25 protein-coding genes are annotated in these 26,458 nt (G+C 65.6%); 10 read left to right on the top strand and 15 right to left on the bottom strand.

What is annotated here, in order from left to right; translation table 11 throughout:
* The 12 genes from IP93_RS01260 to IP93_RS01315 form a co-directional block, all read right to left on the bottom strand.
* A complete protein-coding gene (locus IP93_RS01260) occupies positions 1 to 699 on the bottom strand; it encodes a nucleotidyltransferase family protein (protein ID WP_158636241.1) in 699 nt (232 codons plus the stop codon).
* A complete protein-coding gene (locus IP93_RS01265) occupies positions 686 to 1,273 on the bottom strand; it encodes a D-sedoheptulose-7-phosphate isomerase (protein WP_144811190.1) in 588 nt (195 codons plus the stop codon). Before IP93_RS01265 ends, IP93_RS01260 begins: the two co-directional genes overlap by 14 nt.
* A complete protein-coding gene (locus tag IP93_RS01270; RefSeq protein WP_144811192.1) occupies positions 1,270 to 2,301 on the bottom strand; it encodes a GHMP family kinase ATP-binding protein in 1,032 nt (343 codons plus the stop codon). The genes IP93_RS01265 and IP93_RS01270 overlap by 4 nt, the downstream gene beginning before the upstream one ends.
* Positions 2,298 to 5,675 carry a glycosyltransferase gene (locus IP93_RS15820; protein WP_242006679.1) on the bottom strand — a complete coding sequence of 1,126 codons (3,378 nt, stop codon included), beginning with the start codon at positions 5,673 to 5,675 and terminating at the stop codon, positions 2,298 to 2,300. The genes IP93_RS01270 and IP93_RS15820 overlap by 4 nt, the downstream gene beginning before the upstream one ends.
* 68 nt (positions 5,676 to 5,743) lie before the next feature.
* Positions 5,744 to 6,508 carry a sulfotransferase family protein gene (locus tag IP93_RS01280; protein WP_144811194.1) on the bottom strand — a complete coding sequence of 255 codons (765 nt, stop codon included), beginning with the start codon at positions 6,506 to 6,508 and terminating at the stop codon, positions 5,744 to 5,746.
* Positions 6,505 to 7,362 (bottom strand): hypothetical protein, encoded by an 858-nt coding sequence (locus IP93_RS01285; protein WP_144811195.1) that lies wholly within the window; start codon positions 7,360 to 7,362, stop codon positions 6,505 to 6,507. Before IP93_RS01285 ends, IP93_RS01280 begins: the two co-directional genes overlap by 4 nt.
* Positions 7,359 to 8,291, bottom strand: a complete 933-nt coding sequence (locus IP93_RS01290; RefSeq protein ID WP_144811197.1) for a glycosyltransferase — start codon at positions 8,289 to 8,291, stop codon at positions 7,359 to 7,361. The genes IP93_RS01285 and IP93_RS01290 overlap by 4 nt, the downstream gene beginning before the upstream one ends.
* A complete protein-coding gene (locus tag IP93_RS01295) occupies positions 8,288 to 9,571 on the bottom strand; it encodes an ABC transporter ATP-binding protein (protein ID WP_242006680.1) in 1,284 nt (427 codons plus the stop codon). The genes IP93_RS01290 and IP93_RS01295 overlap by 4 nt, the downstream gene beginning before the upstream one ends.
* A 168-nt stretch (positions 9,572 to 9,739) precedes the next feature.
* On the bottom strand, positions 9,740 to 11,287 hold the full coding sequence (locus IP93_RS01300) for a hypothetical protein (protein ID WP_144811200.1): 1,548 nt from the start codon (positions 11,285 to 11,287) through the stop codon (positions 9,740 to 9,742).
* A 395-nt stretch (positions 11,288 to 11,682) separates the two neighbouring features.
* Positions 11,683 to 12,888 (bottom strand): type II secretion system F family protein, encoded by a 1,206-nt coding sequence (locus tag IP93_RS01305; RefSeq protein ID WP_144811202.1) that lies wholly within the window; start codon positions 12,886 to 12,888, stop codon positions 11,683 to 11,685.
* 4 nt (positions 12,889 to 12,892) lie between these two features.
* A complete protein-coding gene (locus tag IP93_RS01310; RefSeq protein WP_199747027.1) occupies positions 12,893 to 14,593 on the bottom strand; it encodes a GspE/PulE family protein in 1,701 nt (566 codons plus the stop codon).
* A 75-nt stretch (positions 14,594 to 14,668) separates the two neighbouring features.
* Positions 14,669 to 15,472 (bottom strand): ABC transporter permease, encoded by an 804-nt coding sequence (locus tag IP93_RS01315; RefSeq protein ID WP_144811203.1) that lies wholly within the window; start codon positions 15,470 to 15,472, stop codon positions 14,669 to 14,671.
* A 132-nt stretch (positions 15,473 to 15,604) separates the two neighbouring features.
* Between IP93_RS01315 and gspG the strand changes: the two genes are divergently transcribed.
* The 10 genes from gspG (at position 15,605) to IP93_RS01365 (ending at position 23,401) form a co-directional block, all read left to right on the top strand.
* On the top strand, positions 15,605 to 16,063 hold the full coding sequence (gspG, locus tag IP93_RS01320) for a type II secretion system major pseudopilin GspG (protein WP_144811205.1): 459 nt from the start codon (positions 15,605 to 15,607) through the stop codon (positions 16,061 to 16,063).
* Positions 16,060 to 16,461, top strand: coding sequence for a pilus assembly FimT family protein (locus tag IP93_RS01325; protein ID WP_144811206.1), 402 nt, complete (start codon positions 16,060 to 16,062; stop codon positions 16,459 to 16,461). The genes gspG and IP93_RS01325 overlap by 4 nt, the downstream gene beginning before the upstream one ends.
* A complete protein-coding gene (locus tag IP93_RS01330) occupies positions 16,458 to 16,895 on the top strand; it encodes a PulJ/GspJ family protein (RefSeq protein WP_158636242.1) in 438 nt (145 codons plus the stop codon). The genes IP93_RS01325 and IP93_RS01330 overlap by 4 nt, the downstream gene beginning before the upstream one ends.
* Positions 16,896 to 16,902: 7 nt before the next feature.
* Entirely contained in the window at positions 16,903 to 17,490 is a 588-nt protein-coding gene (locus IP93_RS01335; RefSeq protein WP_144811209.1) for a pilus assembly FimT family protein, read from the top strand.
* A 46-nt stretch (positions 17,491 to 17,536) separates the two neighbouring features.
* Entirely contained in the window at positions 17,537 to 18,556 is a 1,020-nt protein-coding gene (locus IP93_RS01340; RefSeq protein ID WP_144811211.1) for a type II secretion system protein GspK, read from the top strand.
* 259 nt (positions 18,557 to 18,815) lie between these two features.
* A complete protein-coding gene (locus IP93_RS01345; protein WP_144811212.1) occupies positions 18,816 to 19,580 on the top strand; it encodes a hypothetical protein in 765 nt (254 codons plus the stop codon).
* The gene (locus IP93_RS01350) at positions 19,577 to 20,161 is read left to right on the top strand and encodes a hypothetical protein (RefSeq protein ID WP_144811214.1); all 585 of its coding nucleotides are present in this window, start codon (positions 19,577 to 19,579) and stop codon (positions 20,159 to 20,161) included. Before IP93_RS01345 ends, IP93_RS01350 begins: the two co-directional genes overlap by 4 nt.
* The gene (locus IP93_RS01355; RefSeq protein ID WP_144811216.1) at positions 20,158 to 20,649 is read left to right on the top strand and encodes a hypothetical protein; all 492 of its coding nucleotides are present in this window, start codon (positions 20,158 to 20,160) and stop codon (positions 20,647 to 20,649) included. Before IP93_RS01350 ends, IP93_RS01355 begins: the two co-directional genes overlap by 4 nt.
* Positions 20,646 to 22,811, top strand: a complete 2,166-nt coding sequence (locus tag IP93_RS01360) for a type II secretion system protein GspD (RefSeq protein ID WP_144811217.1) — start codon at positions 20,646 to 20,648, stop codon at positions 22,809 to 22,811. The genes IP93_RS01355 and IP93_RS01360 overlap by 4 nt, the downstream gene beginning before the upstream one ends.
* Positions 22,812 to 22,879: 68 nt before the next feature.
* The gene (locus IP93_RS01365) at positions 22,880 to 23,401 is read left to right on the top strand and encodes a hypothetical protein (RefSeq protein WP_144811219.1); all 522 of its coding nucleotides are present in this window, start codon (positions 22,880 to 22,882) and stop codon (positions 23,399 to 23,401) included.
* 118 nt (positions 23,402 to 23,519) lie between these two features.
* Here the strand turns inward: IP93_RS01365 and IP93_RS01370 are convergent, their stop codons facing one another.
* From IP93_RS01370 to IP93_RS01380, 3 genes are all read right to left on the bottom strand, one after another.
* Positions 23,520 to 24,686, bottom strand: coding sequence for a cystathionine gamma-synthase (locus IP93_RS01370; RefSeq protein ID WP_144811221.1), 1,167 nt, complete (start codon positions 24,684 to 24,686; stop codon positions 23,520 to 23,522).
* A 40-nt stretch (positions 24,687 to 24,726) separates the two neighbouring features.
* Positions 24,727 to 26,103 (bottom strand): pyridoxal-phosphate dependent enzyme, encoded by a 1,377-nt coding sequence (locus tag IP93_RS01375; protein ID WP_144811222.1) that lies wholly within the window; start codon positions 26,101 to 26,103, stop codon positions 24,727 to 24,729.
* A gap of 101 nt (positions 26,104 to 26,204) precedes the next feature.
* A complete protein-coding gene (locus IP93_RS01380; protein WP_144811224.1) occupies positions 26,205 to 26,423 on the bottom strand; it encodes an HP1242/YdcH family protein in 219 nt (72 codons plus the stop codon).
* Positions 26,424 to 26,458: the final 35 nt, after the last annotated feature.

The following is a 26,458-nucleotide window of genomic DNA, read 5'->3' on the forward strand; positions in this document are numbered from 1 at the left end:
TCAGCCGCCGAATATCGTCTGTGCGCGCAGATAATCGTCCGGTACCCCGATATCGATGAAACCCCGGGTATCGGCATAGCCACAGACGCTGCCGGCCGCGGTCATCGGGACCAGCACCTCCGTCTCGAAGGAGTACGCCTCCAGCTGCGGCAGCGCGGCGATCGCCTTGGAGCCTAGAAAGTAGCACCCGGCATTGACATACCCCGGACCACTCCCTCCTTTCTCCCTGAAGCGCGTGATCCTGCCGGAATCGCACTCCACGGCGCCATAACGCGCAACGTCATCCACCCGCGCGAGAGCCACGCCGATGTTCGCGCCGGATTCCGATACCGCATCGGCAATCCCGGCCGCACTGTAGTCGAGGTAGGTATCGCCGTTGAGCACATGCACCGCGTTGCCGCGCAGTCGCTGGCAGGCCTGCCGCACGGCTCCGCCAGTCCCCAGCGCATGCTGCTCGACCGAATACTCCACCTGCATGCCTCGCCATGAGGCGCCAATCGCCGCCTCCACCACATCGGACATGTAACCCGTGGCCAGCACCACGTGGCGGATGCCGTTGTCGGCCAATTGGTCCATCACCCAAGCGAGGAACGGCCGTCCCGCCACAGGCGCCAACGGTTTGGGCAGGTCCGGCACCACGGCACGCAGCCGCGTGCCGAGCCCGCCGACCAGCACGATGGCTTCGTCAGCGGGCTTCACGCGGGTGCATCTCCGACTCGATAAGGGCGCACAACAGGTGGCCCAGGAACTCATGGCCCTCCTGGATGCGCGGGGTCTCGCTGGAGGGCACCTGGAAGCAGGTCGTGCACAGGGGCGCCAACTTGCCACCGCCCTCGCCGGTGAAGCCGATCACCGCGATCCCGCGCTCGCGGGCGGCGTGCGCCGCACGCAACACGTTGGGCGAATTACCGGACGTCGAAATGGCGATCAGCACGTCACCACCTCGTCCCAGCGCCTCCACCTGCCTCGCAAATGTGTAGTCGTAACCGTAGTCGTTGCCGACTGCGGTGAGGATGCTGGTGTCCGTCGTCAGCGCGACCGCCGCCAGGCCGGGACGGTCGTAGTAGAAGCGGCTCACCAGTTCACCCGCCCAGTGCTGGGCGTCGGCGGCACTGCCGCCGTTGCCGGCGAACATCAGCTTGCCACCCGCACGCAGCGCACCCACGCACACGTCCACGGCGCGCACCAGGTCATCGGCGATGGTGGCGTCGCCCGACATCCGCTGGAAATTGGCCAGCGCCTTCCGGAACTCGGCGGAAATGAAATCCTTCATCGGTTGGCCCTCCAGGCGACGGCGCCATGCGGATTGAAGTGGAAATCGAGCAGGGTGCCACCCTGCATCCGCAGCGCGGCCGAAAGCCGCACCCGGTCTCCCGGATCGCACACGAACATCATGAAGCCGCCGCCACCGGCGCCGGACACCTTGGTCGCCACGGCGCCGTGCGCCATGGCCGTCGCCTCGGCCGCGTCGATCATCGGGTTGGTGATGCTGGCCGCCATCCGCTTCTTCGCCTCCCAGCCGCGCTGGAAGGTGCGCGCGAACGCATCAAGGTCACCGCGCAGCAGCGACTCCTTCATCTGCACGGCCTCGAGCTTCAGCTCGTGCATCGCGTCCACGGACCGCTGGACGCCACCGGCTGCATTCCGCGCCTGCTCGTCGATGATCCGCGCGGACTCGCGCGACACCCCGGTGAAGTACAGCAGCAACGAGGCTTCCAGCTCCGCCAGCAGCCAATCCTTCATCCGCAGCGGATTGACGATCACGCGATCACCCGCATGGAACTCCATGAAGTTGAAGCCGCCAAACGCCGCCGCGTACTGGTCCTGCTTGCCACCGGCCAGCCCCAGGTCCTCGCGCTCGATGGCGTACGCAAGGTGCGCGACCTCGTACTCGCCCAGCGGCAGCGAGAAGTACTCCGACAGGGCCGTGACCAGCGCCACCACCAAGGTGGACGACGAACCAAGCCCGGACCCCGGCGGCGCATCGGAAAAAGTACGGATCCGCAGTGGCGGTCGCTCGCCGTTGAGGAAGTCGCGACAGATGCGCAGGTACGCGCCCGCCAGCAGCTTGACCCCCGGATCCACCGACTCCGCGTCAGCGGGCTCGCAACGCGCGTGCACGCCCTGGTCCTGCGCGTGCAACTCAAGCTCGCCATGGCCTGCGTCATCCACGGTGGCATAGGCGTACTTGTCGATGGTCGCGTTCATCACTGCGCCACCGTGCAGGTCGCAATACGGCGCGACATCGGTGCCACCGCCAGCCAGCCCCAGGCGCAGCGGCGCCCTCGCACGCACGATCACGCCGTCGCCTCCGTCCGCGCACCGGCGGGCAGGCCGCATGCATCCAGCAGCGCGGCGGCCATGGCCTGGCGCGAGTACCGCGCACTCACGTATTCCGCTCCCGCGCGCGACGCCTTGCGCCAACGCGCATCGTCGCCGAGCAGCGCCACGATGGCCTGCGCGATGGCCTGCTCGTCGTCATGCACATCGGCCACGCTGGCCAGGCCAGGCAGCCCCTGGGCGCCGACCGTGGTCGTCACCAGCGGCAACCCCTGCTGCAGGGCCTCCACCACTTTGCTCTTCACCCCTGCGCCAAAACGCAGCGGCACCGCCGCCACCCGCGCGCTGCCATAACGCCGCGCCAGTTCGGCATCGGAGACAAACCCGGTGACTTCGACCCGCGAACCCGCGAGCGCACGCACCCGTTCGGTGGGATTGGAGCCGACCAGCGCCACGCGCACGTCGGGGTGCACGGCCCATACGTGCGGCATGATGGCTTCCACCAGCCATTGCGCCGCGTCGACGTTGGGCGGATGCCCGAAACCGGCAACGAACAGCACGCCAGCGCGCGCGTCCGGCTCGGCACCGCCGACGAAGTCATCCCAGGCATAGGCGTTGATGCCACGCGCATCCACGCCGGGCTCCAGCGCCTTCACCTGCATGGCCTCGTCGTCGGAGGGGTACAGGACCACGTCGCTGGCACGCCAGAGGCCACGTTCCATCGCCTCCATGGCGGCGCAGGCGGCGTCCGGCGCCGTCCCGGTACCCAGGACCCGCGCTTCGTCCTGCATGCGGCGGAAATGCAGGTCGTGGCCGTAGTAGACGATCCGGCCGCGGCAATGCCGGCGCACCACATCGACCAGCGGCGCGGCGACATGCGGCCGCGACAGCAGCACCGCATCGAAGGAGCCACCGTGCTCGCGCATCAGGCGTTCGAAGCCGCCCTTCCAGCCGCGGCCGTAATAGACCTCCACGCCCATGCGCTGCAGCGCGGGCGAGTACTCGGGGTCGCGGTGCAGGTTCTCGGGCCAGAACTTGACCACGCAGCCCGCTTCCACCAGCCGCTGCAGGAAGGCGAACATCGTGCGCGAGCCCGCGTCGCGGTCGGGTTGCGGCACGTAGTGATCGACCACCAGCACCACCGGCCGGTCCCAGGCACGGTCGCGCGCGCGCAGCAGGTCCATCCCGTTCGGGTAGTGCCGGGCCAGCACGTCGCGCCAGCGCTGCAGGAAGGTCTTCTGGTTGGCCACCTGGTATGCCTTGATCCCGGCCCCGGTATCGGTGCCGTGCGAAATTCCCTCATGGTGCACCACCACCGAGAACGGCGTGTAGTACACCTCCAGCCCTTGCGCCCGCACCTGGAAGGCCAGGTCGGAATCTTCACTGTAGGCGGGGACATAGCGCACATCGAAGCCCCCCAGCGCACGGAACAGCGCCGTGGGCAGCAACAATGAAGCACCGGAGCAGTAGTCCACCCGGCGCACGTAATTGAACTCGGCGGCCTCCGGATCGCCGAGGCGACCCCAATTCCAGGCCGAGGCGTCGCGCCACACGATACCGCCCGCCTCCTGCAGCCGGCCATCGGGATACACCAGTTTGGAGCCGACCATGCCGGCATCCGCATGCGTCTCCATCACCCGCACCAGCTCGTCCAGCCAGCCCGGCAGAACCTCGGTGTCGTTGTTGAGGAAGCAGACGTAGTGGCCGCGGGCCAAGTCGAGCGCCTGGTTGCACGACAGCAGGAAACCGAGGTTCTCCACATTCTCGTGGTAGCGCAGGCCCGGCACCCCACGGAATGCCTTCATGGCCGGATCGTCCGAACGATCCTCCAACACGAGAACTTCGAATGTGGTGCGGTCCGCCAGCTGGGCCAGCGAGCGCAAGCAGCGTGAGGTGTAGTCGGGCTTGCCGTAGGTGGGCACGACCACCGTCACGACCGGGTCAGCCACCTGCGGAAACGACAGGCCGTCTGTCCAACCGGCGGCATCGCCAAGCGCGTGTTCGATCGGCGACGCGAGCGGGCTCAAGGATGGCGCCTGCAGCAACGGCGCAGCCGGCAAGTCCACCTGCGTTGGCGTGCCCCTGACCCGGGCCATCAACCACCGCAACGGCGCGGTCATCCGCCACGACGTAGACCCCAGCACCTGGTCCATGTGCTCGGTCAATGTCATCGCGTGGCCCTGCCAGGCGCGCGCCGTCTCCGCCCACACGTCAGCCCGCTGAACGACTGCCTCCAAGGCACCTCGTGTGTCGGCGAGCTGACGAGAAAGGGTTTGATGTGCATCGCGCGCATCGCCAAGCTGACGGGAAAGCGCCTCATACGCACCGCGCTCGCGCGCAAGCTCACTATCCAGACGCTGCGCCCACGCGATCGCATCCGCATGTTCCTGCACGGCCTTGCCATGCCATTCACGGACTTCGGCCAGTTGTGCATCCAACGCCAATGCCCAACCGGTACGCTCCTCCAACTCGCGACGTACGGCCCCGACCTCGGCTTTCGCCTCGGTCGCGTCGTGGCGGTTGACCATCAACATCGCCGAGAGCCCGTCCACCACCCCCCGCGCGGGCGCAAGCAATCGATCGAACGTCGCCGCGGCCGCTTCCAGCGCGGGCAGGGCGACATCACGGTCGCCTACGGCGGCGGCCAGGGGATACACCAACGGAGCGCATTCCGGGTCTGGCGCGCGCGCAGCGTGGTGATGGCGCAACGGCGGCGCCAACCAGGCATCCACGGCCGCGTCCACGTCGGCGTCACGGCGCACGGGTAGTTCCAACGCCGCGGCCACGCGCTCGATCTCTACCCGCCAATTCTCCAGCATCGCGTCATAGGACAGCACCGTATGCGGCAGCCCCTGCGTGTCCGCAACCGATTCCAGCAGATGGCGCGCCCACAGCAACTGCCCCACCGCCTCGGGCAGGTTGTCGCGGCGCTGCAACGACTGCGCCACCTCCAGCGGGCTGCGGGTGACCAGCAGCGCCTTGGTGGCCACGCCGCGCGCCTGCAGCAGGTCCCGCCACAGCGGCACGAAGCGGCACATGCGCGGGTCCTTCACCGCCCAGAACGGGGCCTGGCCGAACTCCCGATCCACCACGCGCTGCAGCGCCTCGCGGGCCACCTGCGCGGCCTGCGACCCCAACCAATCGACCGGCAGCGGCCTGGGGTCATCCCAGGCCATGCCCAGGTCCGCCAGCAACCGCTCATGCACGGCCACGACCGCCTGGTGCTCCCAGAAGCCCCCCGGGTTGTCACGCCCCGCGGCCATGAGTTCAGAGCCGAGGTCCGCACCCAGCAGGTTCAACGCACGCGTCACGGCAGAGGTACCGCTGCGATGCATCCCCAGCACCAGCACGGCCACGGGCGCACCGGTGTACCCCGGGCTGGCAACGGCGGTCATTTAAGAAAATAACAAGCAGACATTCGGGCGATTATACCGGTGCGCCCCGGCTCCCCGCGCCGCCGCGGTCAGGCCCAGTCCAGCCCAAATTGTGTGCGCGCCGTCGCCATTTCCCGCCGCAGCAGCCAACTCAGCACCCTCCAGCGCAAACCGCGCCGCGGCAAGGGCGGGTACCCGCCTTCAAACACCCGCGGGAATGTCATGTCCGCCACGGGCTCAACCCCTAGAAAGCGGCACACACGCGCCAAGGTTTCCGCCGGTGCTGCCGCCAACTCCTCATTGCGCAACACCAGCACTTGCTCGCGGGGAAAGTGTGCGTACAGGTTGGATAACTGCGCCGCATAATCCCCGCGTCGGCGGTAACTGTGCCGGCGCAGCGGCGACCGGGGCGCCAGGTCATCCAAGTGACCGCGCAAGCGCCAACGCTCCAGCAGCATGGCGGGCCAGAACGGCCAGGACTCCCAGCCCCGCTGCCGCTCCATCCGGTAGTGGGAATACGCCCGCTCCACCGGATGGCGCAGGATCAGGACCCAGCGCATGCGCGGGTTGTAGGCCGCAATGCGCCGCACGATGCGTGGCAAGAACACATAGACGGGCGTGGCATCTCCGTGGATGCGTGGCACCGCCGTGGTGACATCGCCAAAATGCGCCGCGTACCACGCATCGACGTCTGCCGCCGACCAGCCCTCATCAAAGTCCGGGGCGTCAAACACGTGGGCCTCCTTGTCCCGCGGCAGCGCCAAACCGGGATGGCAGGCCAGAAACTTTGCCAGCGCGGTCGTGCCCCCCTTCTGCACGCCGCCCACCACAAACTCGACCCGCGGCGGGCTCATGCGCCCCCTCCAGCGGCGAGGCCATCCGCCAGATCCACGATGTCGGTCTCGCGGTAATAGTCCCGCCAGGCGCCAGGCGCAGCCAACAGGCGTTCTGCCAGACCACGGCACTGTCCGGCGTCGTACAGCCGACTGGCATTGCGTTCTTCCAGCGGCCGGCACGGAACCGCCAGCCCGGTCGCGCGCGCCAGCACCGCACCACCGCTGGCCACCACCTGCTCGTAGGCCAGGATCCGCTCCGGCGGCAGGTACGCCGCATACCGGGAGAACACCCAGTCCAGCAACAGCAACTGGCGCCCCACCCGATCCGGCTCCGCATCCAGCCGCGCCCTGAGCGACGGGTCCAACCGCTCGCCCGCCGGCATCCGGCCCTGTGTCACCGGCAGGTCCACCGAATGCCACGACGCCAACACCGCCAACGGGTTGCGGATCACCGCAAAGGTCTCAAAGCGCGTCGCGAGCTGCGGCAGCAGCGCGGTAAAGGCCGCGTTGTGCTTGATCACCAGTGTGAACGCCGGGCCAAGCGGCTTGTCGATGCGGATCTCGCCGCGATGCGCCTGCCTGATGCGCTGCCCATCCGTGCCACGCTGATGGCCGAACGGATTGTCGGGTACCGCACCCCCGACGTGGTTGGAGATGGCGCGCCCCTGCGCCAGCAGCGATGCCCGCGACTGCGCGAAAAAGGCGTCGATCATGTCCAGTGCAGCCTCGGGGTCATCCTGCGGAAGCCGCTCCACCTCCATCGGCTCGAACAGGGCGACGGCGTTGTCCGCCTCACCCAGCAGACGGCAGCACAGCGTGGTGCCCGAACGCGGCACACCCGTCAACGCAATCCGGCGTCCACCAGTATTCACGGCGTGCACACTTCGTCGAGCAGGTGGCCGAAGGCCTCGCGTTCCGCCGCAAGCGAGTGCCGCGCGGCCGTGGCCCGGCCGGCCGCCACCAGCGACTGGCTGTCCCGGTCCGACAACAGGCGCTCCACCGCAGTGACCAGCGCGGGCACGTCGGCGGGCGGCATCAGGCAATTGACCCCGTCCCGGGCGTACTCGCCGCTGCCACCACAGGGCGGCATCACCACCGGGCACCCCAGGGCCATGGCCTCCAGTCCCGGCAGGAAGAAGCCCTCGGTCGCATGCGGCAGCAGCACCGCCACGCGGGCCCCGGCCAGCGCCGCCAGAAAGCGCGGGCGCGGCAACCACCCATCCGACAACTCCGACGCAATGCCACGTTCGCGCAATGCCGCCTGCAATGCCGCACCCAGCGCCGGCTGCTTGAGTGCACCGATGAACACACCGGAGCGGGACCCGCTGGCCTGCGCCACCGCAGGCAGTGCAAGGCCCGCCGGGATGGTGCGTACCGGGCCATTGACCTCACCGGTGGCCAGGATCGCATCGGCCACGGCGGTGCTTACGCAGATCCGCCACGCACGGCGGCGCAGGAAGTCGCGTAAAGGCAGATCAGGATCCGGCCGTGCATGCCGCACATGCTGCACCAGGTTGATCACGCACGGAGCACCCGGGCTCGAGTCCGAGCCCGCTGGCAGCGCCTGCCAGTCCATGCCTGCAAGGAAGACGATGTCCGCCTCACCCGGCTGCCACGCCCGCACGATCCGTTCGGGCGTCTCCATCCACGGATTGCTGGCATCGCACAAGGAATCGGCTGTCAGATACACCTGCGCATCCCACCCCAGTGCGAGTGCGTGGTTGAAGTAGTCCCAGACCTTGCCGTGGCCCCCGGTATATCCCCGGAAGTCCCGATGGAACAGCATGCGTCCGCAGCTCATGCCCCGGACCCGACTCCGGACTCGACCCCGGTCCCAACCTCGATTTCCATCGGCACCGGGAACAGGCCGGTAAAGCGGTCGCGGCTGTCATCCACCACCTCGAACGACAGCCACCCTTCCTGGCGCGACAACACCGTGGTCCGTTCCAACGCCGGCGAATCCACCACGCGGGTGCGGATGCGGTAGATGCCCTGCTGGAAGGACGCCGCCATCGCCACGCGCAGGCGAGCCACGCCTTCGGTCCGGGGCAGCGCGATCCGGCGCCCGGTCAGCTGCAGGCCGCGCCCGTCCAGCACGTCAAAAATCAGGTGCGGATGCTCCACCGCCGCGTGCAGCCGCACCTGCAGTTGCGCGTCCAAGCGGTCGCCATGGCGCAGCGCCACGTGGCGCGCGCCGCCGTTCACCGTGGCCCCCACCACGCAGGCATCGGCCAACCCATAGCCACCGTCGATACGCTCCAGTTGCTCCGCACGCTGGTCCTGCAGTGCCGTCAGGGCGCGCTTGTGGGTACGGTGCAGGTATTCGGTGATGACTTCATCCGGCAACCCCTCCATCACGATGCGCCCGCGCTCCAGCAGCATGGCGCGATGGCAGAACGCCTTGACCGCGTTGAGGTCGTGGCCGACGAACAGCAGCGTGGTGCCGCGCGACAGGATCTGGTCGATCCGCGCCATCGCCTTGGCCTGGAACGCCGCATCACCCACCGCCAGCGCCTCGTCCACGATCAGGATGTCCGGGTCGGTATGCACCTGCACCGCGAACGCCAGGCGCAATGCCATGCCCGAGCTGTAGGTCTTGACCGGTTCGTCGATGTAGTCGCCGATGTCGGCGAAGGCGACGATGTCGTCCATGCGCTCGCGCACCTGCGCGGGCGTCAGGCCCAGGATGGCGGCGTTGACCTTGACGTTTTCGCGGCCGGTGAGCTCGGGGTTGAAGCCGGAACCCAGCTCCAGCAGAGCGGCGACCCGACCGTTGACCACAACGGTGCCTTCGCTGGGGGGCAAAACCCCGGCGACGATCTGCAGCAAGGTGCTCTTGCCGCTGCCATTGTGGCCGATGATGCCCAGCGCCTCACCGCGGCCCAGCGTGAAGCTGAGTGCGCGCAAAGCCTGGTGGTAGTGCAGGCGTTCCGCGGCTTGCTTTCGCAGCCACCCTGCGAGCAACGGGAATGGAATCAACACCGACAACCGGTACAACAGCGGCACCCACAAGCGACTGGCGGGCGTTGCCCAGAGCCGGTAGGTCTTGCTGACGTCGCGGACCGAGAGTGCCGGCTGCACCGCTGCATCAGCCGGTAGGATCGGGGAAGCAATCAAGCGGGGGTGGCCTGTGTCGGGAGGCCTGGAACCGAGGCCACGACGAGTGTGTAAGGCCCACAAGGATAAGCCAAAACAAAAAAGGACGGGCGGCTTGCGCCGCCCGTCCCGGGTTACCTCACTGAGCCAGGATTAACGCTTGTCCGGGGTCAGGTTGGTGATGGTGCCGGTTTCCAGGTTGCGGTTCAGGGCCGAGCCCACCAGGCCGGCGCACTCGCCGTCGGCGGTCACGTACCAGCGACCAGCGCCGTCGCCGAAGCTGCCGGTGCCCTTGGCCGAACCGTTCTCCAGGTCTTCCGAGTTCAGCGTGACCGAGGTGCCCACGGCCATGTTGAACTTGATGGTGCTGTCACCGGCGACGCCGTTGTCGTCCTGGGCGGTCAGGGTGACCGGGCAGGTGATCGGGCCGTTGTTGGTGAAGCGCAGGAACGACTGGGCACGGCTGTTGGCGGCCGGGTTGACGTTCTGGAACTCCAGCACGGTGCCGTTGTAGCGCAGCGGCAGCAGGGCGCCGAGGCGGGCCGACGGATCGATCACGTTGGCGTTGGCGAAGTCGATCTCGACGTTGGCATCCACCAGCTGCGGCACGATGGCGGTCGCGGCGGTGGTGGCGAAGCAGACGAACAGCGTGCCGCCGTTGGCGCCACCCCAGTCAGCCGCGACGGTATCGAAGGTGATCGTGTTGCCGCCGCTGATGATGCCGTTGCCGTTGCCACCGCCGATGGCGGCATCGCAGTTGGCGGCCGCGCTCAGGTACACGCGGTCATTGCCCGTGGCGGCATTGAACGCACCGAAGTCGGTACCGGTCACGGTCACGGCGATAGCGTCGTTAGCGGCGTCGTACTGGAACACACCCGCGCCCGGGGTGCCGGAGTTGTTGGCACCGGTGAAGCCGTCAGCGCGCACGGCACCCAGAGCACCCACCTGAGTGATGCCCAGGGCGATCGAGCCGGCGTTGAACTGCAGACGGTCGGTGTCAGCGCTACCACAGCTGTTGCCGATCTGGCCGTTCGGCGAGAAGCGCAGCTTGGCGGCCACGGTCGGGTTGGTGCAGGTGCCGACGTCGATGCGCTTCAGGGTGTCACCGTTCTGCGGGTTGACCACCACCGTGGTGCCCTCGACCGAGGTCGCCAGCGCGGCGCCGGTGATGGTCTGGAACACCTGCGCGGTGTTGGAGTCGAACAGCTCGATGGTCACCGGGACCGAGCCACCGTTGGCCAGCGCGCCAAGGTTGATCAGGTCGATGTCGCCCGCAGCCCAGTTCAGGAGCGCACCCACGGTGATGTTCGGGACGGCCGGGGCCGGGGCCGGGGTGACCGAGAACACGGCAGTGGCCGAACCGGCCGCCGGAATCGCAGCGGCAAGTGCCGGCGCGGAGTAGCCGACAAGAGCAGCGCCCTGCGTCGGAGCAACCGTCGTGGTGGCGAAACGCACGCCATTGCCCAGCGTCACGCGCACGCCGAAGCCAGTGGTGCGGCCGATGATGTTGTCGGTCGAGACGGTGGAAATGGTGTACGCCGCCGTGTTCGAGATGGCGGCGTTCTGGCTGCCGAACAGGTTGCTGGCGAACGTGGAATTCGTGTTGGCCGGGTAACCGGCCGTGGCCGCCATCGCAACGGCCGGCAGCGACAGGGCTGCGGCAACGGCGAGCGCGACGGTGTTCTTGTGGAACTTCGACATGTCGATCAACTCCATGAGGTTTTGAAAGTTAACTTACGTGTAGCTCTTTACCGGCCACCTGCTTACCCCGGTACCGTTGGGCACGCCCTCTGGCAACCGGTCGCTTTCGTGAACCCGACAAAGAGGTTTAATGAAACATCCCCTCGAGTCCCCGGACAGCAAGCTACGGGGGGCACGTTAACCAAGCGTTACTGCATCCGTCAAGCGTTCGTAAAGCGGGCAGCGTCCCCTCCCCCCTTTGCGGCCCCTGCTCGCCGCCCAAAAAGGGCGTCAGCAGAGAAAGATTCTTGAGTTTGTTCAGCCTGTCAAGGCCGCAGGCACCCCGGGCGCCACGATTTTGACACACTAAATAGTGTACCAACGGGCACCAGGTGTGCACCCGGTCACGAACCGGATCATACGGCAATGTCGTTGGCACTGGTGATGGCCAGGATGATGCCGATCATGATCACGCCAATCATCGAGCCGATCAGCAGGATGGCGATGGGCTCCAGAAGCGCCAGAAACTGCTTCATGCGCGTGCGCCCGGACTCCTCGCACATGCGCGCCAGCGACTGCAGCATGGCCGGCAACTCGCCCGAGCGCTCGCCCACCCGCACCAGGTTGTAGCCGGTGGCGGTCAAGGTGCCCTGTTCCTCCAGCGCATCGGCCAGCGTGCCGCCATTGCGCACCGTACGGGACGCTTCCTCCAGCCGCGCCCGGCGGCCCGGGGCCCTCACACCCGCCTGGGCCAGCCCGAGGGCCTCCATCAGCGGCACGCGGTTGCCCAGCAGCGTGGCCAGGATCCGCGCCCACGCGGCGGTCTCGGACTCCACCCGCCACGTGCCCAGCACGGGGACGCGCTCGAGCTTTTCGTACCAGCGCGCCACGGTAATGGGGTTGCGCAACGCACGCACCAGCCCTGCTGCTGCCACTCCCACGAGCAGCAGCACCAGCCAGAAGTACTCGCGCGCGAGCATGCCCGTGTTGAGCACCGCCCACGCCAGGAATGGCAGGTCATCGGCCCGTTTCAGCAGCGCGGCAAACTTGGGCACCACGAAGGTAAACATCATCACCACTGCGCCCAGCCCGGCCAGCACCAGAATGGCCGGATAGGTCAGTGCCTGCCGCACCTCGCCGCGCACGGCGCGGTCGTATTCCATCTGCGCGACTGCGTCGCTCAGCGCCCGCCCCAGCAGACCGGCCTTCTCTCCACTGCGCACCAGCGTGCCGACGTACTCGGGCAGCGGCAGCCCGGAGGCCCCCAGCACCTGCGAGAATGGCTGCCCCTGGCGCAGCCCTGCGGACATGCCCTCGAAGGCCTGGAGCAGGCGCGGGTGGTGCGCGGAACGTACCTGGGCGGACACCGCCTCGGCCAGGCCAACACCCGAGTTCAGCAGCGTCGACAGTTCGTGCAGCGCCAGGATGATATCGCCGGTGTGGAGGCGTCGCTCGCGGCGGCGCCCTTGCGGCAGCGCCCGCCCGCCCCCGGCATGAAGCGCAACCACCGACAGACCACGGCGCTCCAGCAGGCGGGCCGCTTCACGTTCGGACTGCGCACTCAGCTCGCCGGAGAGCGCGACCCCGTCGGCGTTGAGCGCCTGGAAGTGGTAGAGCGGCATGTCGTCAGACCGCCGTCACGCGCAGCACCTCGTCCACCGAGGTCACGCCCTGCCAGGCCTTGAGCAGCCCGTCCTCACGCAGGAAGCGGTGACCGCGTTCACGCGCCATGGCCCGCAACTGCTGTTGGCTGGCACCGCTGACCACCGCCTGCTGCATGGTCTCATCCACCGGCACCAGCTCGTAGATGCCCACCCGCCCCCGATAGCCGGTGTGTTGGCACTGCGCGCACCCGACCGGCTCATGCCAGCGTGCGGGCGCATCGCCCAGCACGCGCCGGGCCCACTGGGCGGTTTCGTCGGCGATGGCGGGCAGCACATGCGTGGCGGGCTTGGCGCAATGCGGGCACAGGCGCCGCACCAGGCGCTGGGCCTGCACGCCCTTGAGCGGGGTGGCCACCAGGAACGGCTCCACCCCCATGTCGATCAATCGGGTGAAGGCGCCCAGCGCATCATTGGTGTGCACCGTGGACAGGACCAGATGCCCGGTCAGCGCGGCTTGGATGGCGATTTCGGCGGTTTCACGGTCACGGATTTCACCCACCATGATCACGTCCGGGTCCTGGCGCAGGATGGAGCGCAACACGCTGGCAAACGTCAAACCGATATCCGCATGGGTCTGGATCTGGGTGATGCCAGGGAGTTGAAACTCCACCGGGTCCTCGACGGTGATGATTTTCTTCAACCCGTCATTGCTGGCCGCCAGCGCCGCATACAGTGTGGTCGATTTGCCTGAACCGGTAGGGCCGGTGACCAGCACAATGCCGTGCGCCTCACGGGTCCACCCGCTGAGCATCTCCAGATGGTCGGGCGCCATGCCCAGCAGGTCCAGGCCCAGGTCCTTGCGCTCCTTGGGCAGCAGGCGCAGCACGATCGACTCGCCATGCACGCCCGGCAACGCCGAGGCGCGGATGTCCATGGCCTGGCCGCTGGCTCGCACGCTCAACCGCCCGTCCTGCGGCAACCGGCGCTCGGCGATATCCATGCCCGAGATCAGCTTGAGCCGCGACGCCACCGCATTGAAACGCTCCCGCGGCAATTGCAGGCGGGTGTACAGCACGCCATCAATACGGAAACGCACGGTGAACTGGTGCTCATCGGGCTCCAGGTGGATGTCGGACGCGCGCTGCTCGACCGCTTGCGCCATCAAGCTGTTGACCAACTCGACGACGGGCGCCTCCTCGGCCAGCTCCCGCAGATGACGCACATCGTCCGCGCCGGGTTCGCTTTCGCGCGAAGCCTGCGCCAACGCGTCCAGGGTGCGCTCGATGGTCTGCGAGGCGGCCAACACCGGCCTGATCTCACGGTGCGGGTACAAGTAAGCCAGTGCTTCCTGGAGGGGGAGATCCAATGGGTCGCGACTGGCACACCATGCCTGGCCCTCACCGTCCTCCCAAAGCAGCGCCCCCTGATCCACCATCCAGTCGGTGGACGCCGCGTCGGTCCCAGGAACGACCCACTCGGCCACGGTGGCCGGCAATTCCACATCGCGGCCGGCCACGGGGAGCCCCAACTGGGCCGACAATGCATCCAGTAGCTGATCCTCCGACAGCGCGCCGATGCGAATCAACAGGCTCCCCAGCCGCCCGCCCACGCTCCGCTGCAGTTCGACCGCACGTTCCAGGTCCGCAGGTCGCACTGCCCCACGCTCCAACAGGATCTCCCCCAGCAGCATCGGGGCGGGCAGTTCGGCTGGAGTGGCGTTCATTGGCACCATGGAAAGCACGGTCGCGGTTGCAAGCATTGTCCCGGATCGCCCGGGGGATGTCTTCCCCCGCGCAGGTCACAGCAGATCCGCAAACCCCCTCCGCAGCACCGAAAATGTCAGCCACCCCAATGCAAGCAGGGCGGCTGCAGCGGAAAAATACAGCCCAAGGGCTGACGGATCCGGCCAAATGCCGCGCAGGATGCAGTCGCGCAACGCCTCGGTCGGCCAACTGATGGGGTTGATGTCGATCACGCCCGCCAACGCAGGCGGGACCATGCTGCGCGGGAAGAACACCGTGCCCGTGAACATGGCGATCATGACCAGCACCGTGGCCACTTGCCCCAGGTCGCGCAGGTACACGCCCAAGCCGGCGAACACGAGCGCCAATCCATACAGCAGGGCAAGATACGGAAGCAGGATCAACGGCGCCGCCAGCGCCGAAAGGTGCCACCCCTCGCCCAAGGTGCCGTTGACCACCACCAGCAGTGCGAACCCCACCACGGCGTGGACCAAGGCGCTGCCCAACGGCACCGCCACCAGCACGGGCAAGGGGAACACCATCTTGCGCACGAAGTTGCTGTTCCGCTGCATCAGCCCCGGCGACTGGCCCACCGCTTCCGCGAACAAGCCATGCACCAGCAACCCGGTGAAAAGATTGAGCGCAAACCCCAGATGGTCGCCGTCGGCCAAGCCTGGCCAGCGGGCCCGGAAAACCGCCCCAAACACGAAACCGTATACCGCCAGCATCACCAGCGGCATGATGACGGGCCAGGCCCGGCCCAGCAGGGTGCCGCGGTAGCGCACCGCCACATCCTGCGCAACCAGGGTGCGCCAGAGGGTGAACAGTTCAAGCGGTCGCTGAAAGTGAACGCGGCTCATGCGGGCAGTGGGCCCTTGATGCAAAGGCCGTAAGGGTAACAGCCAATCCCCTGCCGGGCTTCGTACAGGGAAGCGTGACAGCAAAGGCGCTAGAATCGGCAGCTGCGTTCCCCTACCACCGGATTTCCGCCCATGCGTTCTCGCCTTGCCGCCCGACACTCCGCGCAAGCCTCCCGCGGCTTCACCCTGCTCGAAATGATCGTGGTGCTCGTGATCATCGGGTTGATCATGGGCCTGGTGGGACCGCGACTCTTCAGCCAAGCCGACAAGGCCAAGGTACAGACGGCCGAGACGCAAGTCCGGATGCTGCGGGGAACCCTGGAAACGATGCGCCTGGACATCGGGCGCCTGCCCACCGAGGAAGAGGGGCTTGCACTGCTGGCCGAGCGCCCATCGAATACCCAGCTTGCCCAGCGCTGGCAGGGCCCGTACCTGGAAGATGGGGTCCCTCAGGACCCGTGGGGCAATGCCTACCAGTACGCCCCGAAGCCTTCGGGCAACCACGCATTTTCACTGTTTTCGCTCGGAGCCGATGGTCAACCCGGCGGTGAGGGCAATGACGCGGATATCGGCCAACTCCCCGACCAATGACGCCCCTGCGCGGCTACACGCTGCTGGAAATGGTGGTCGTGATGGCATTGCTGGCCTTGGCGACCGCCATGGTGGCTCCGTCAAGCTATCGGATGATCCGGACCTGGCGCGAAGCGGACAAGGTTGAGCGCGTGTTGCGTGATCTCGCCACTCTGCCAGTCACCGCACGGGCCAAGGGCAGGGAGTGGCGCTTGAAGCCGGATGACGCCCAGGAGCTCTCGAAGGCGATAGCGATGCCAGAGGGGTGGCGGTTGAATCTTGACACCCCGTTGGTGGTGCGGGCCAATGGTGCGTGCAACGGGGCCAGTGGCACGTTGCAGACGGGTTACCAGACGCTCCCGTTCAAGCTCGAAGCCCCCTTTTGCCGGGTGCGGCTCCTGCCGGCGGGCACCAAGTGATCCGCGCGCCAAGCACCCGCCACGCGCAAGGCTTCTCGTTGCTGGAAGCCATCGTCGCGATGGTGGTGATGGCGTCGACCCTGTTGGTGCTGTACGGGTGGCTTTCGTCCAGCACATTGGCGCTGACACGCGTACAGGCTCAGTCACGGGCCCTTGAGGATGCGCGATCCGCCTTGGCCATCATGGAGACCGTCAATCCCATGCTGGACCCACGCGGACAACGAACCATTGGGCCGATCAGCGTCGCTTGGCAGGCGACGCCAGCGTTTGCGCGCCGTAGCGGCATCAGCCGGGCAGGTATGCCCACGCTGTTCGATTTCACGCTGTTTGACGTTGACGTCAAGGTCACGCGCGAAGGACGTCTGGTCAAACAATTCCGCTTGCGCCGTGCGGGATGGGAAGCGGTCAGGGACTTGAGCGGCGAAGCGGACTGATTGCGCCATGAGCAAATCCATGTCGGGGCTGACATTGCTGGAAATGATGGTGGTCCTGATGATTGCCAGCATGGCCTTGGCCTTGGGGTTCCAGTCACTGAGCCAATGGCAGCGCGCCAATGCCGCCATTGCGACCCTCGGCAGCGACGCGCGGCATTCGGCACTCACCGAAAGCTGGCTTCGCGCGTCCCTGCACGGCCTCGTCGCAACAGTCCCCGTCAGCTTCAGCGGAGACGCAACGCAGTTGCACGGTGTGACACTTGCGCCGGTCCTGGCCAGTCAGGGCGGGGCGACGGCGGTTCGCTGGAAGCTGGACACATCCCCCCGCGCCGGCCCGGCGCTGGTACTGGAAGAGGACGGCACCACGATGCGACTGCCGCTCTCGGACACACGAGCCGCGCACTTCACGTATCTGGACAAGGACGGCCGCGATCACCGCGAGTGGCCACCGGCCCTTGGTGTCGGCGACCAGCTGCCGGCGGCGGTTGCCCTGGTTCGGGTGGGCGCGGAGGGCGCCGCCTCCCGAATCTGGGTCACCGAGATTTTCGGACCACGCAACCCAACCGACCTTCCCTACGAGCCGGACCGTGATTAGGCCGCCCCGCCCCCCCCAGCAAGCCAGCGGCTTTGTCCTGGTAATCGTGCTGGCCTTGTTGGTGGTCCTGACGCTGTTGGCGAGCTCCGTCGCGGTCACGGCCAGTCAAGCCGTAAGCGAGGCACAGGCCAATCTCGACCAGTTCGACCGTGAACTAGAGGCGGTGTCCACCCGAGACACGCTGCTGTTCATGCTGTCCACGCAGCCACGCACACTTGCCGGCCTCACCGTGGACGATGCCAAGGCGCAGGCCTCCCGGATTCCAGCGGATGAGGATCTGGACGGAGTGGCCGTGATGCCCGTGGGCAACGAAATCAAGCTGGATGGAACCGCCTACGCAGGCCTGGGCGATATCGTGTTCTCGCTGCAGGACGACCGCGGCCTGATCAGTCCGAACTGGTCACCCCCTGCGCTCATCAATGGGTTCTATTCGAGCCTGAAAGTCCCTCCCGACCAGTGGAATGCACTGGACGCCAAACGCCTGGACTATCAGGACCCGGATGACCTTCACCGGCTCAATGGCGCGGAGAAACTGCATTACCAACAAGCAAAAATGCCCATCCCGATAAACCGGGCCGTCACCACCCCCCTTGAGTTCAGGCGCATCCTTGGCTGGAACGGCATGTTGGAAAGCGTAGACGACAGCGACTTGGTTGGAACACTCACCACTGGAAGGAGTGTCGCTATCAACCTAAATACAGCTCCCGCCTCAGTCCTGGCCTTGATTCCAGGCCTGGACGTCGATCAGGCGGCGCGATTGGCTGCGCTCCGCAACGAAGTCCCCTTTACCTCGGTCAGGCAGGTGGAGCAGACGTTTCCGATTTCTCCGGTGGCGTCGGAGTTCTTGACCCTCTTTTCAAGTCAGTCCGGCAACCTTACTCTATGGGGTCGCCATTTTGGCGTTAAGCGACTGATTCACTGGACCCTCACGCCGTTCAATGACGGCGGCCCACCATGGCGTCTTGATTACGAGGTAACCCTGCCACGTGGCAACGAATCCGATCCGGCCGTGGCTGAGCCGCCTGAAACGCCGCTTTTCGCCCAGCCGGATCCGGCTGGGAAGTGAGGCCAACGCGCCCTTGCCGGGGGGCGAAGGGGACGGACTGGTCTGCATCGTAGGCCGGGAGCTTTGCCTCTTCCTTCCGGTTGACGCAAGCAAAATCCCTGAGAAGCAGCGTCATGCCTTTGTCGGCATGGCCGTACGACGTGCCGCCCCTTTTTCCGATCCGGACTTCGGGGTTGTTTGGTCAGGGGGCCGTGCCAGCGTCTGGTACTGGTCACAGGCGCGCGTGCGGTCACTCTTGGCCGGGCCGGTACCACGCCGAGTGGATTTCGTTCCCGAAGCCCTGCTCACGGGAAAGGCTGGCTCTGACAGCGAAGAAATCCTGAGGCTGCCGAACGGCATTGAAGGGCGAATCTGGAGGCAGGGCATACTCATCGCGAGCCGCTGGTGGCCGGACATGCCCTCGCCTGACCAATGGCATGGATTTCTGCGTGGCGCAGGCGTTCCGTCAAACCCAGGTCTTTCCTTACCCGCTGCCGTCGATGCCCCCATAGAACAGCAACGCTGGAGCCCCGGACGCGCCGGAAGAGTTGGGTCGACCTTGACCGGGTTCGATCATTACCTCCCCAAGGCGGCCTTGGCGGCAGGGTTCTTGTTCGTGCTGGTGGCATCCACGCAACTGGGAAGCATCCTGCGCTCAGTTGCAGATATCTGGAGAGCACAACACGCGGCACAGGACCTGGATGAACCGCTGAAGCGGATCCTTTCCGCTCGAGCGAATGCGGACCGCAACATTGCCGCCATCGAATCGCTGCTTTCCCTTCGGGCTGGTTTGCCGCAACACCGCTTGCTCGCCGAAGTTTCACGGCTGATGGCCGGCAAGGAATGGCAACTCCGCATGTGGCTGCAGCCCACACCCGACCGAGTGGAGGCAACACTGGTCATGTCGAACCCCGATGCACAGTCGCTGGTGTCGGCATGGGAGGCTTCTCCCATGTTCAGTGACGTCAGCACGGAATTGTCTCGCCAGCAGAACGAAATCACCCTGCGGGCCAATGTAACGCACCCCCACAAGGCCGCGCCATGAACAAGCTGCTGCCCCATTGGAATGCGTTGCGCCAGCAACTGGATGCCAACCCTCGACTGAAATGGGGAGCGGCCCTGATCGTCGCGCTGCTGCTGGTGTTTGTCGTGCAGGAATTGGAAAGCGCGCGGGTGCACCTGCAAAAGCGCGCCATCGATGAAGAAGTGAAGCTACGCCGCATCAAGTCACTGCAGGGTCAGAATGTGTGGCTGTCACGTGAACAGGAAACCGAGCGCCTGCACAAGGCACTGCTGGCAGAGCTTCCCGAAGTTGCCACCCCTGGACTGGCCCAGGCAGGCCTACAGACGTGGCTGCGGTCCTTGACCGCCAAGAGTCCGCAAGGCAACGAAATCAAAGTGTCAGTAGACCCGGCCGCGGCAGTAGAGGAGATTCCCGGCGTCATCCGGGTTCATGCCACGCTCAGCGGTGGAATGCCGGCACGACAGATAATGGATCTCATGCGCCAGATCGAAAGCGCCACCAATCTGGTCATGATCGAAACAACGCAAATTCGTAGTGACCAGAACAACAATTTCAACATTTCCATGAATGCGTACTACCGCAACCAGGCGCCAGCACCATGAAATGGCAACCATGGGTGGTTGCCTGTGGCGTGGGCGGGATCCTTGCGGGCGCAGCGTGGCCGCCCCCCCCGATTCCGCGGGCGAAGAAGGACGAAGCCTCCTGGTCAGTGCCTGCGCAAGAGCGGGTCAAGCGTTATTCCAGCGAGGCTTACCAGCAGGCACGGCAAGGCGTGCGCTGGGCTGGAGACGCCAGTGGTGGCAGCAACCCTCAGGCGGCCTGGCGGCTTGCCGGTTTGGTGTACGCCCCGGTGCCTACTGCCCTGATCATGCGCCTCGACAATTCGACGATCGAGCGGATTCGCACAGGGGGCGCGCTACCTGACGGCAGCAGCCTGATCAAGATCGAAGGAAACACGATTCAGGTACAGCAGGACAACTGCCAGCTCACCTACCAGTTGCACTACCAGCAACCCATCAGTGCATCCACTGGATGTCCGACGCCCACCGCTCCCGTCAGCGATGCGGAGAAAAGGGAGAGTAGTACATGACCCATCATCGCAACGCGGTCGCCATCATCGCCTTCGGCCTGACCGTCCTGTCGGGGTGCACAACCACGCCCGCCAAACTCACGGTTCCCGCAGGGTTAGCGGTTCCGGAACGAGTTGGCGTAGATGAGAGTGCACGACCAGCGGGAGGCCAGCCCCAGGAGCAGCGGGAATTGCGGCAAACGCAGACCCCAACCCGGGACCTTGCGGCGACAGTAGCGGCGGGACAAAACATCATCGACTCACTGCCTCCGATGAACGCGGAACCAGTGAGCGTCAACGTGCAGAACTTGCCGATTCCGGTATTTGCGGATGAGGTTTTCGGGAACATGCTCGGACTCAATGTGAGCATTGACCCAGCCGTTTCCCAGTTGCAGGAACTGGTCACGCTGCATACAACAGAACGTCAACCTCCCCGCGAATTGTTCCATATCGCCCGACAGGTACTCGCAGAATATGGCGTACTGGTCAGCATTGAAGGACGCATCGTCCGGATCAAAATGGGAGCCAAGGATGCGTCACCCATTCCACCTCTGGTGGTCAGCGGACGCGCCTTGCCGGCCGTCCCGATCAGCCACCGTCCGGTGTTTCAGTTGATTGAACTGGAAGTGGTACGCAGCGGTGACGCTGCACGTTGGCTGACAACGCTGTTCGGGGAAGAAATAAAGGTAACCGAGGATTCGATTCGCAATGCGGTCCTGATCAATGGCAAGCCAGCACAGATCCGCCAGGCCATCGACGCGCTGCGCGTCTTTGACCGACCGTTGATGCGTGGGCGCAAAAGCACGCGGCTGGAGCCGGCCTTCATGACGGCGGAGCAGTTGGCGGACAGATTGGTTGAAGTGCTCAACGTCCAGGGATATGGCGCCAGCCGCTCGCTTGGCGCTCCTTCGAGCGTATTGATCGTGCCCATCCAGGCCGTCAACTCCATTTTGGTCTTCGCGGTTTCTCAGGATGTTCTGGATTACGCCGTGTCCTGGGCACGGGAGCTCGACAAGCCCAACGCCGCCGCGGGCGCCCAGTCGATGTTCTACTACCAGGTCAAGAACACCAAGGCAGCGGAGCTGTCACAAGTATTGAGTGGCAGCATGTCCTTGTCGAACGCCCAACAGGCCAACCAAGGCGGCACGTCGCAAGCTGCCGCACAAGGGGGTGCGCCAGCGCCAGCACCACAAACGTCGAGCGGTCGCGTTGCAGGGCTTTTGGTGGACGAACCGCGCAATGCCCTCATCTATCAAGGTGACCCGGCACAGTGGGAGCGACTGCTGACGCTGATTCGGCAGATGGATCGTGCACCCCGCCAAGTGATGGTTGAAGTGACCATTGCGGAAGTCACCCTCGAGGACGGCGATCAGTTTGGCGTGAGCTGGTTGGCCAAGAATGGCTTTGGGCGTTTTGATGGTAACGCGCTCTTCGGCAGCCTCCCCGGGTCAGGCAACGGCAACGGAAATGGAAGTTCCTCGAGCAATGGCCTGACTTACCTGCTTGATGTCGCGGGGCAGAATCGGCTTGCATTGACGGCGTTTGCCAACGACAACCGCGTCAGCATCCTCTCTACGCCACGACTGCTGGTGAAGAGCGGCAGCGAGGCGAACATCGACATCGGCACTGAAGTGCCAACCATTACGATGACGACGACCTCCAACCAGCAAACGGAAGGCAATACGAACCTCCTGCAATCGATCCAGTACCGGAAGACCGGCATCATTCTGCGGGTCAAGCCAACGGTTTACTCGGACGATCGGATCGACTTGGACATCACACAGGAAGTCAGCGAGGCCCTGCCGATCGGGGACAATGCAGCCATCAGCTCACCGTCGATTTTCAACCGGTCGCTCAACACTTCCCTCAGCCTGCGGGATGGCGGCTCGGTGGTGATGGCCGGCCTGATGTCCGAGCGCAACACCAAGTCGGACAGCGGCATCCCCCTGATCAAGGACGTGCCGATACTCGGCAACCTGTTCAAGAGCCAGTCACGCAACAAGAACAAGACTGAGCTTGTTTTGATGATCGTGCCCTATATCGTCGAATCGGATGATCGGATGACTGCAATCAGCCAAGCGGTGGTCGACAAGTTCGAACTACTGGAGTTGCAGCCCGCCACAGGAACGATACCGAACACCTCCCCCGCACGGGGGATGCCCACAAGCAAGCAGCCGCACTGACGGCCATTCGTCCGCACCATCACGCTAGAGAGAGGAAACCCGTGCGATACGCCCCGATAACCGCAGCCATGTTGCTGATTCTTGTTTCCGGCTGCGCGCGCCAAGAATCGGAAGAGGACGTGGTGCCGCCACCCGCTACCACCACTGCGACGGCGCCCGTCGAGGAAGACTACTCCCACTTGCCCCCACCGGTCGTGGCGCCAGTCAAGCTCGAAGTGACGTTGTCACCCAAGGCGCAGGCAGAGCTCTCGAAGTTGTCCGAGGGCATTGTCGTGGAAGCGGTTTACGCCGGCGACCCGGTCCCTGCAGCCTCCACCCAGACAAACGAGTTTGGCCTGCTTGACCTCGGCAAGGCGACCAAGGAACTCAAAGGTCCAGGCACGGTCACTCTTGCGGAAGACGTCATCGATCGCAGCAAGCTCGACCTTATTGTCGGACAGCCCCAGATCATGTTGAACGTGCGATCAGCGAGGAAGGCTACGCCGAACAACATCCTCGCCTGCAAGTTCTACTGGGAGTCAGTGGCAACGGCCAGCAAGCAGACCGTGCAGATTCCGTGCACCCTATTGTCGGAAGCACCCGCCGAGTAAGCACGCTCATAAGATATCGGATGAGCGTGCGGGCTTGGGGATCACGCGGAACGTCATCTCGCGTGATCCTGCTGGCGACGTTGGGCTAAGCGCCTATCGTCGCCGTCCATCATCACGCTCAAGCGAGCGCCCGCCCCACATCCCCACGCAAGTCGACCACATCCTCCACGCCGACACTCAACCGCACCAGGTTGTCCGTCACCCCCAGCGCCGCCCGGCGCTCAGCCGGCACGGACGCATGGGTCATGATGGCAGGGTGATTCACCAGGCTTTCGACGCCACCCAGCGACTCCGCCAAGGCAAACAGCTCGGTACGCTCGCAGAACTGCCTGGCGGCATCTGGGCCGCCCTTTAGCCAGATCGAAACCATCCCGCCGAACCCGTGCATCTGGCGGGCAGCCAGTGCATGTTGCGGGTGCGAGTTCAGGCCTGGGTAGGCCACTTTGTCGATGGCCGGGTGCGCTTGCAGCCATTCCGCCAACGCCATTGCATTCTCACAGTGCGCCTTCATCCGCAGATGCAGCGTCTTCAACCCACGCAGCGCCAGGAAGCTGTCGAACGGGCCCTGCACGCCACCGACGGCGTTCTGAAGGAACGCCATCTTCTCCGCCAGCTCGGCATCGTCCCCCACGACCGCCATGCCGCCGACGATGTCGGAGTGGCCGTTGAGGTACTTGGTGGCTGAATGCATGACGATGTGCGCGCCCAGCTCCAGCGGCCGCTGGATAACGGGCGAGCAGAAGGTGTTGTCCACCACCACGATCAAGCCGCGCCTGCGGGCGACGGCCGCGATCTGCTCGATGTCCACCAGCTTCAGCAGCGGGTTGGTCGGCGTCTCGATCCAGACCATCCTGGTGTCGGGACGGATCGCGGCCTCGAAGGCCGCCACGTCGCTCAGGTCCACCCAACTGAAATCGAGCCCCGCCGAACGACGCCGCACGCGCTCGAACAGGCGGTAGGTGCCGCCGTACACGTCGTCCATGGCGATGACATGGCTGCCCGCGTCCAGCAACTCCAGGATTGTGGAGGTCGCAGCCAAACCCGATGCAAAGGCGAAGCCGCGCGTCCCACCTTCCAATGCCGCGACGCAACGCTCGTAGGCGAAGCGCGTGGGGTTGTGGCTGCGCGAGTACTCAAACCCCTGGTGGACGCCCGGGCTTGACTGCACGTAGGTCGATGTCGCGTAGATCGGCGTCATCACCGCACCGGTGCTCGGATCGGGAGATTGCCCGGCGTGGATGGCGAGCGTGCCCAAGGCATACGTGCGTGCGTGCGTATCGGTCATGGCATGGATTCCGTTTCGTTCGGCGGGAGCGCGGGGGTACTTACTGCACCCGGCGCCGCAAATAGTTCAACAGATCAATCCGGGTAATCAGCCCCAGGAACTTCTCGCCCTCGGTGACGATGGCCACGTGCCCGCGGTCGAACACCGGCAGCAGCGCCTCGATCGGCGCGCGCACGTCCACCTTGTCCAGCTTGCTGACCATCGCCGTGGACACCGGATCACGGAACCGCGACTCGTCGCCGTACACGTGCAGCAGCACGTCGCTCTCGTCGACGATGCCGATGAGGCGGTCGCCGTCCATCACCGGCAGCTGGCTGACGTCGTACAGCTTCATGCGCTGGTATGCCGTGACCAGCAGGTCGTTCGACCCCACCACCACCGTGTCGCGCTGAGAGAACGGGCGCAGGATCAGGTCGCGCAGATCGTTGTACGGTTCACGCGCCAGGAAGCCGTTGTCCAGCATCCAGTAGTCGTTGTACATCTTCGACAGGTACTTGTTGCCGGTATCGCAGACCAGCACCAGCACCTTCTTTGCGTGGGTCTGTTCCTGGCAGTACTTCAGCGCCGCCGCCAGCAGCGTGCCGGTGGACGAGCCGCCGAGGATGCCCTCCTTCTCCAGCAGCAGGCGCGCGCTCAGGAAGCTCTCCTTGTCGCTGATCGCATACGCCTTCTTCACCCGGGTGAAATCGGAGATCGGCGGCAGGAAGTCCTCGCCGATGCCCTCCACCATCCAGCTGGCCGACTTGTCGCTCAGCGTGCCGCGGTTGATGTATTCCTCCAGGATCGAGCCCACCGGGTCGGCCAGGATCAGCTCGGTCTGCGGCGACTGCGTGGCGAAGCAGCGCGACAGGCCGGTCATGGTGCCCGAACTGCCGCAGCCGAACACGATCGCGTCCAGCCCGCCCACCTCGGCCATCTGCGCCAGGATTTCCGGGCCGGTGCCGTGCTCGTGCGCGGCCGGGTTGTCGGGGTTGCCGAACTGGTTGATGAAGTACGCGTCCGGGGTCTCGCGGGCGATGCGCTCGGCCATGTCCTGGTAGTAGTCCGGATGGCCCTTGGCCACGTCCGACCGGGTCAGCACCACCTGCGCGCCCATGGCCTTGAGGTTGAAGATCTTCTCGCGGCTCATCTTGTCCGGCACCACGAGGATCAGCTTGTAGCCCTTCTGCTGGGCCACCAGCGCCAGGCCGATGCCGGTGTTGCCGGCGGTGCCTTCGACCAGGGTGTCGCCGGGCTTGATGTCGCCGCGCGCCTCGGCGGCTTCGATCATCTGCAGGCCGATGCGGTCCTTGATCGATCCGCCCGGGTTCTGCGATTCCAGCTTGAAGTAGAGCTCGCACACCCCGGTGTCGAGGTTGCGCGCCTTGACGATCGGCGTCTGGCCGATGAGTTCGAGTACGGAGGCGTGGATGGGCATTCGGAACCTGCGGCCGCGACCGTGCGGCGAATCCACGCAGTGTAACCGGCCGCGGGCACCCAAGGCCGACGAGGATGGCCCGGGGTGCCCGTCGGCGGGTATCAGTGGGACCGGGTGTCGTACATGCGGATCAGGCGGTCCTTGGCAGCCAGCTTCTCGCGCTTCATCTGGTGGAGGGTGGTGTCGTCAATCGGGAGTACGCCCAACTCGGCGTCCGTCACCTTCTTGTGGAGGAGCTGATGGCGTTGGTAGAGCTGCTTGAACTCCGGATTGCTCTTCATCAGCGCGTCGATTTCCAGCTGCGGTTGACCTTCGAACATGAGTGCCTCCTTCAGCACAAATGCAAACGCCCCGA

The organism is Aerolutibacter ruishenii (assembly GCF_007830115.1).
GTDB classification, from domain to species: domain Bacteria; phylum Pseudomonadota; class Gammaproteobacteria; order Xanthomonadales; family Xanthomonadaceae; genus Aerolutibacter; species Aerolutibacter ruishenii.

Excerpts from the sequence above, each read along its gene's own strand:
- IP93_RS01265 (WP_144811190.1), bottom strand. The coding sequence starts at position 1,273 with ATGAAGGATTTCATTTCCGCCGAGTTCCGGAAGGCGCTGGCCAATTTC.
- IP93_RS15820 (WP_242006679.1), bottom strand. The coding sequence starts at position 5,675 with ATGACCGCCGTTGCCAGCCCGGGGTACACCGGTGCGCCCGTGGCCGTG.
- IP93_RS01280 (WP_144811194.1), bottom strand. The coding sequence starts at position 6,508 with ATGAGCCCGCCGCGGGTCGAGTTTGTGGTGGGCGGCGTGCAGAAGGGG.
- IP93_RS01290 (WP_144811197.1), bottom strand. The coding sequence starts at position 8,291 with ATGAGCTGCGGACGCATGCTGTTCCATCGGGACTTCCGGGGATATACC.
- IP93_RS01300 (WP_144811200.1), bottom strand. The coding sequence starts at position 11,287 with ATGTCGAAGTTCCACAAGAACACCGTCGCGCTCGCCGTTGCCGCAGCC.
- IP93_RS01305 (WP_144811202.1), bottom strand. The coding sequence starts at position 12,888 with ATGCCGCTCTACCACTTCCAGGCGCTCAACGCCGACGGGGTCGCGCTC.
- IP93_RS01310 (WP_199747027.1), bottom strand. The coding sequence starts at position 14,593 with ATGAACGCCACTCCAGCCGAACTGCCCGCCCCGATGCTGCTGGGGGAG.
- IP93_RS01315 (WP_144811203.1), bottom strand. The coding sequence starts at position 15,472 with ATGAGCCGCGTTCACTTTCAGCGACCGCTTGAACTGTTCACCCTCTGG.
- gspG (WP_144811205.1), top strand. The coding sequence starts at position 15,605 with ATGCGTTCTCGCCTTGCCGCCCGACACTCCGCGCAAGCCTCCCGCGGC.
- IP93_RS01325 (WP_144811206.1), top strand. The coding sequence starts at position 16,060 with ATGACGCCCCTGCGCGGCTACACGCTGCTGGAAATGGTGGTCGTGATG.
- IP93_RS01335 (WP_144811209.1), top strand. The coding sequence starts at position 16,903 with ATGAGCAAATCCATGTCGGGGCTGACATTGCTGGAAATGATGGTGGTC.
- IP93_RS01350 (WP_144811214.1), top strand. The coding sequence starts at position 19,577 with ATGAACAAGCTGCTGCCCCATTGGAATGCGTTGCGCCAGCAACTGGAT.
- IP93_RS01355 (WP_144811216.1), top strand. The coding sequence starts at position 20,158 with ATGAAATGGCAACCATGGGTGGTTGCCTGTGGCGTGGGCGGGATCCTT.
- IP93_RS01360 (WP_144811217.1), top strand. The coding sequence starts at position 20,646 with ATGACCCATCATCGCAACGCGGTCGCCATCATCGCCTTCGGCCTGACC.
- IP93_RS01365 (WP_144811219.1), top strand. The coding sequence starts at position 22,880 with ATGTTGCTGATTCTTGTTTCCGGCTGCGCGCGCCAAGAATCGGAAGAG.
- IP93_RS01370 (WP_144811221.1), bottom strand. The coding sequence starts at position 24,686 with ATGACCGATACGCACGCACGCACGTATGCCTTGGGCACGCTCGCCATC.
- IP93_RS01375 (WP_144811222.1), bottom strand. The coding sequence starts at position 26,103 with ATGCCCATCCACGCCTCCGTACTCGAACTCATCGGCCAGACGCCGATC.
- IP93_RS01380 (WP_144811224.1), bottom strand. The coding sequence starts at position 26,423 with ATGTTCGAAGGTCAACCGCAGCTGGAAATCGACGCGCTGATGAAGAGC.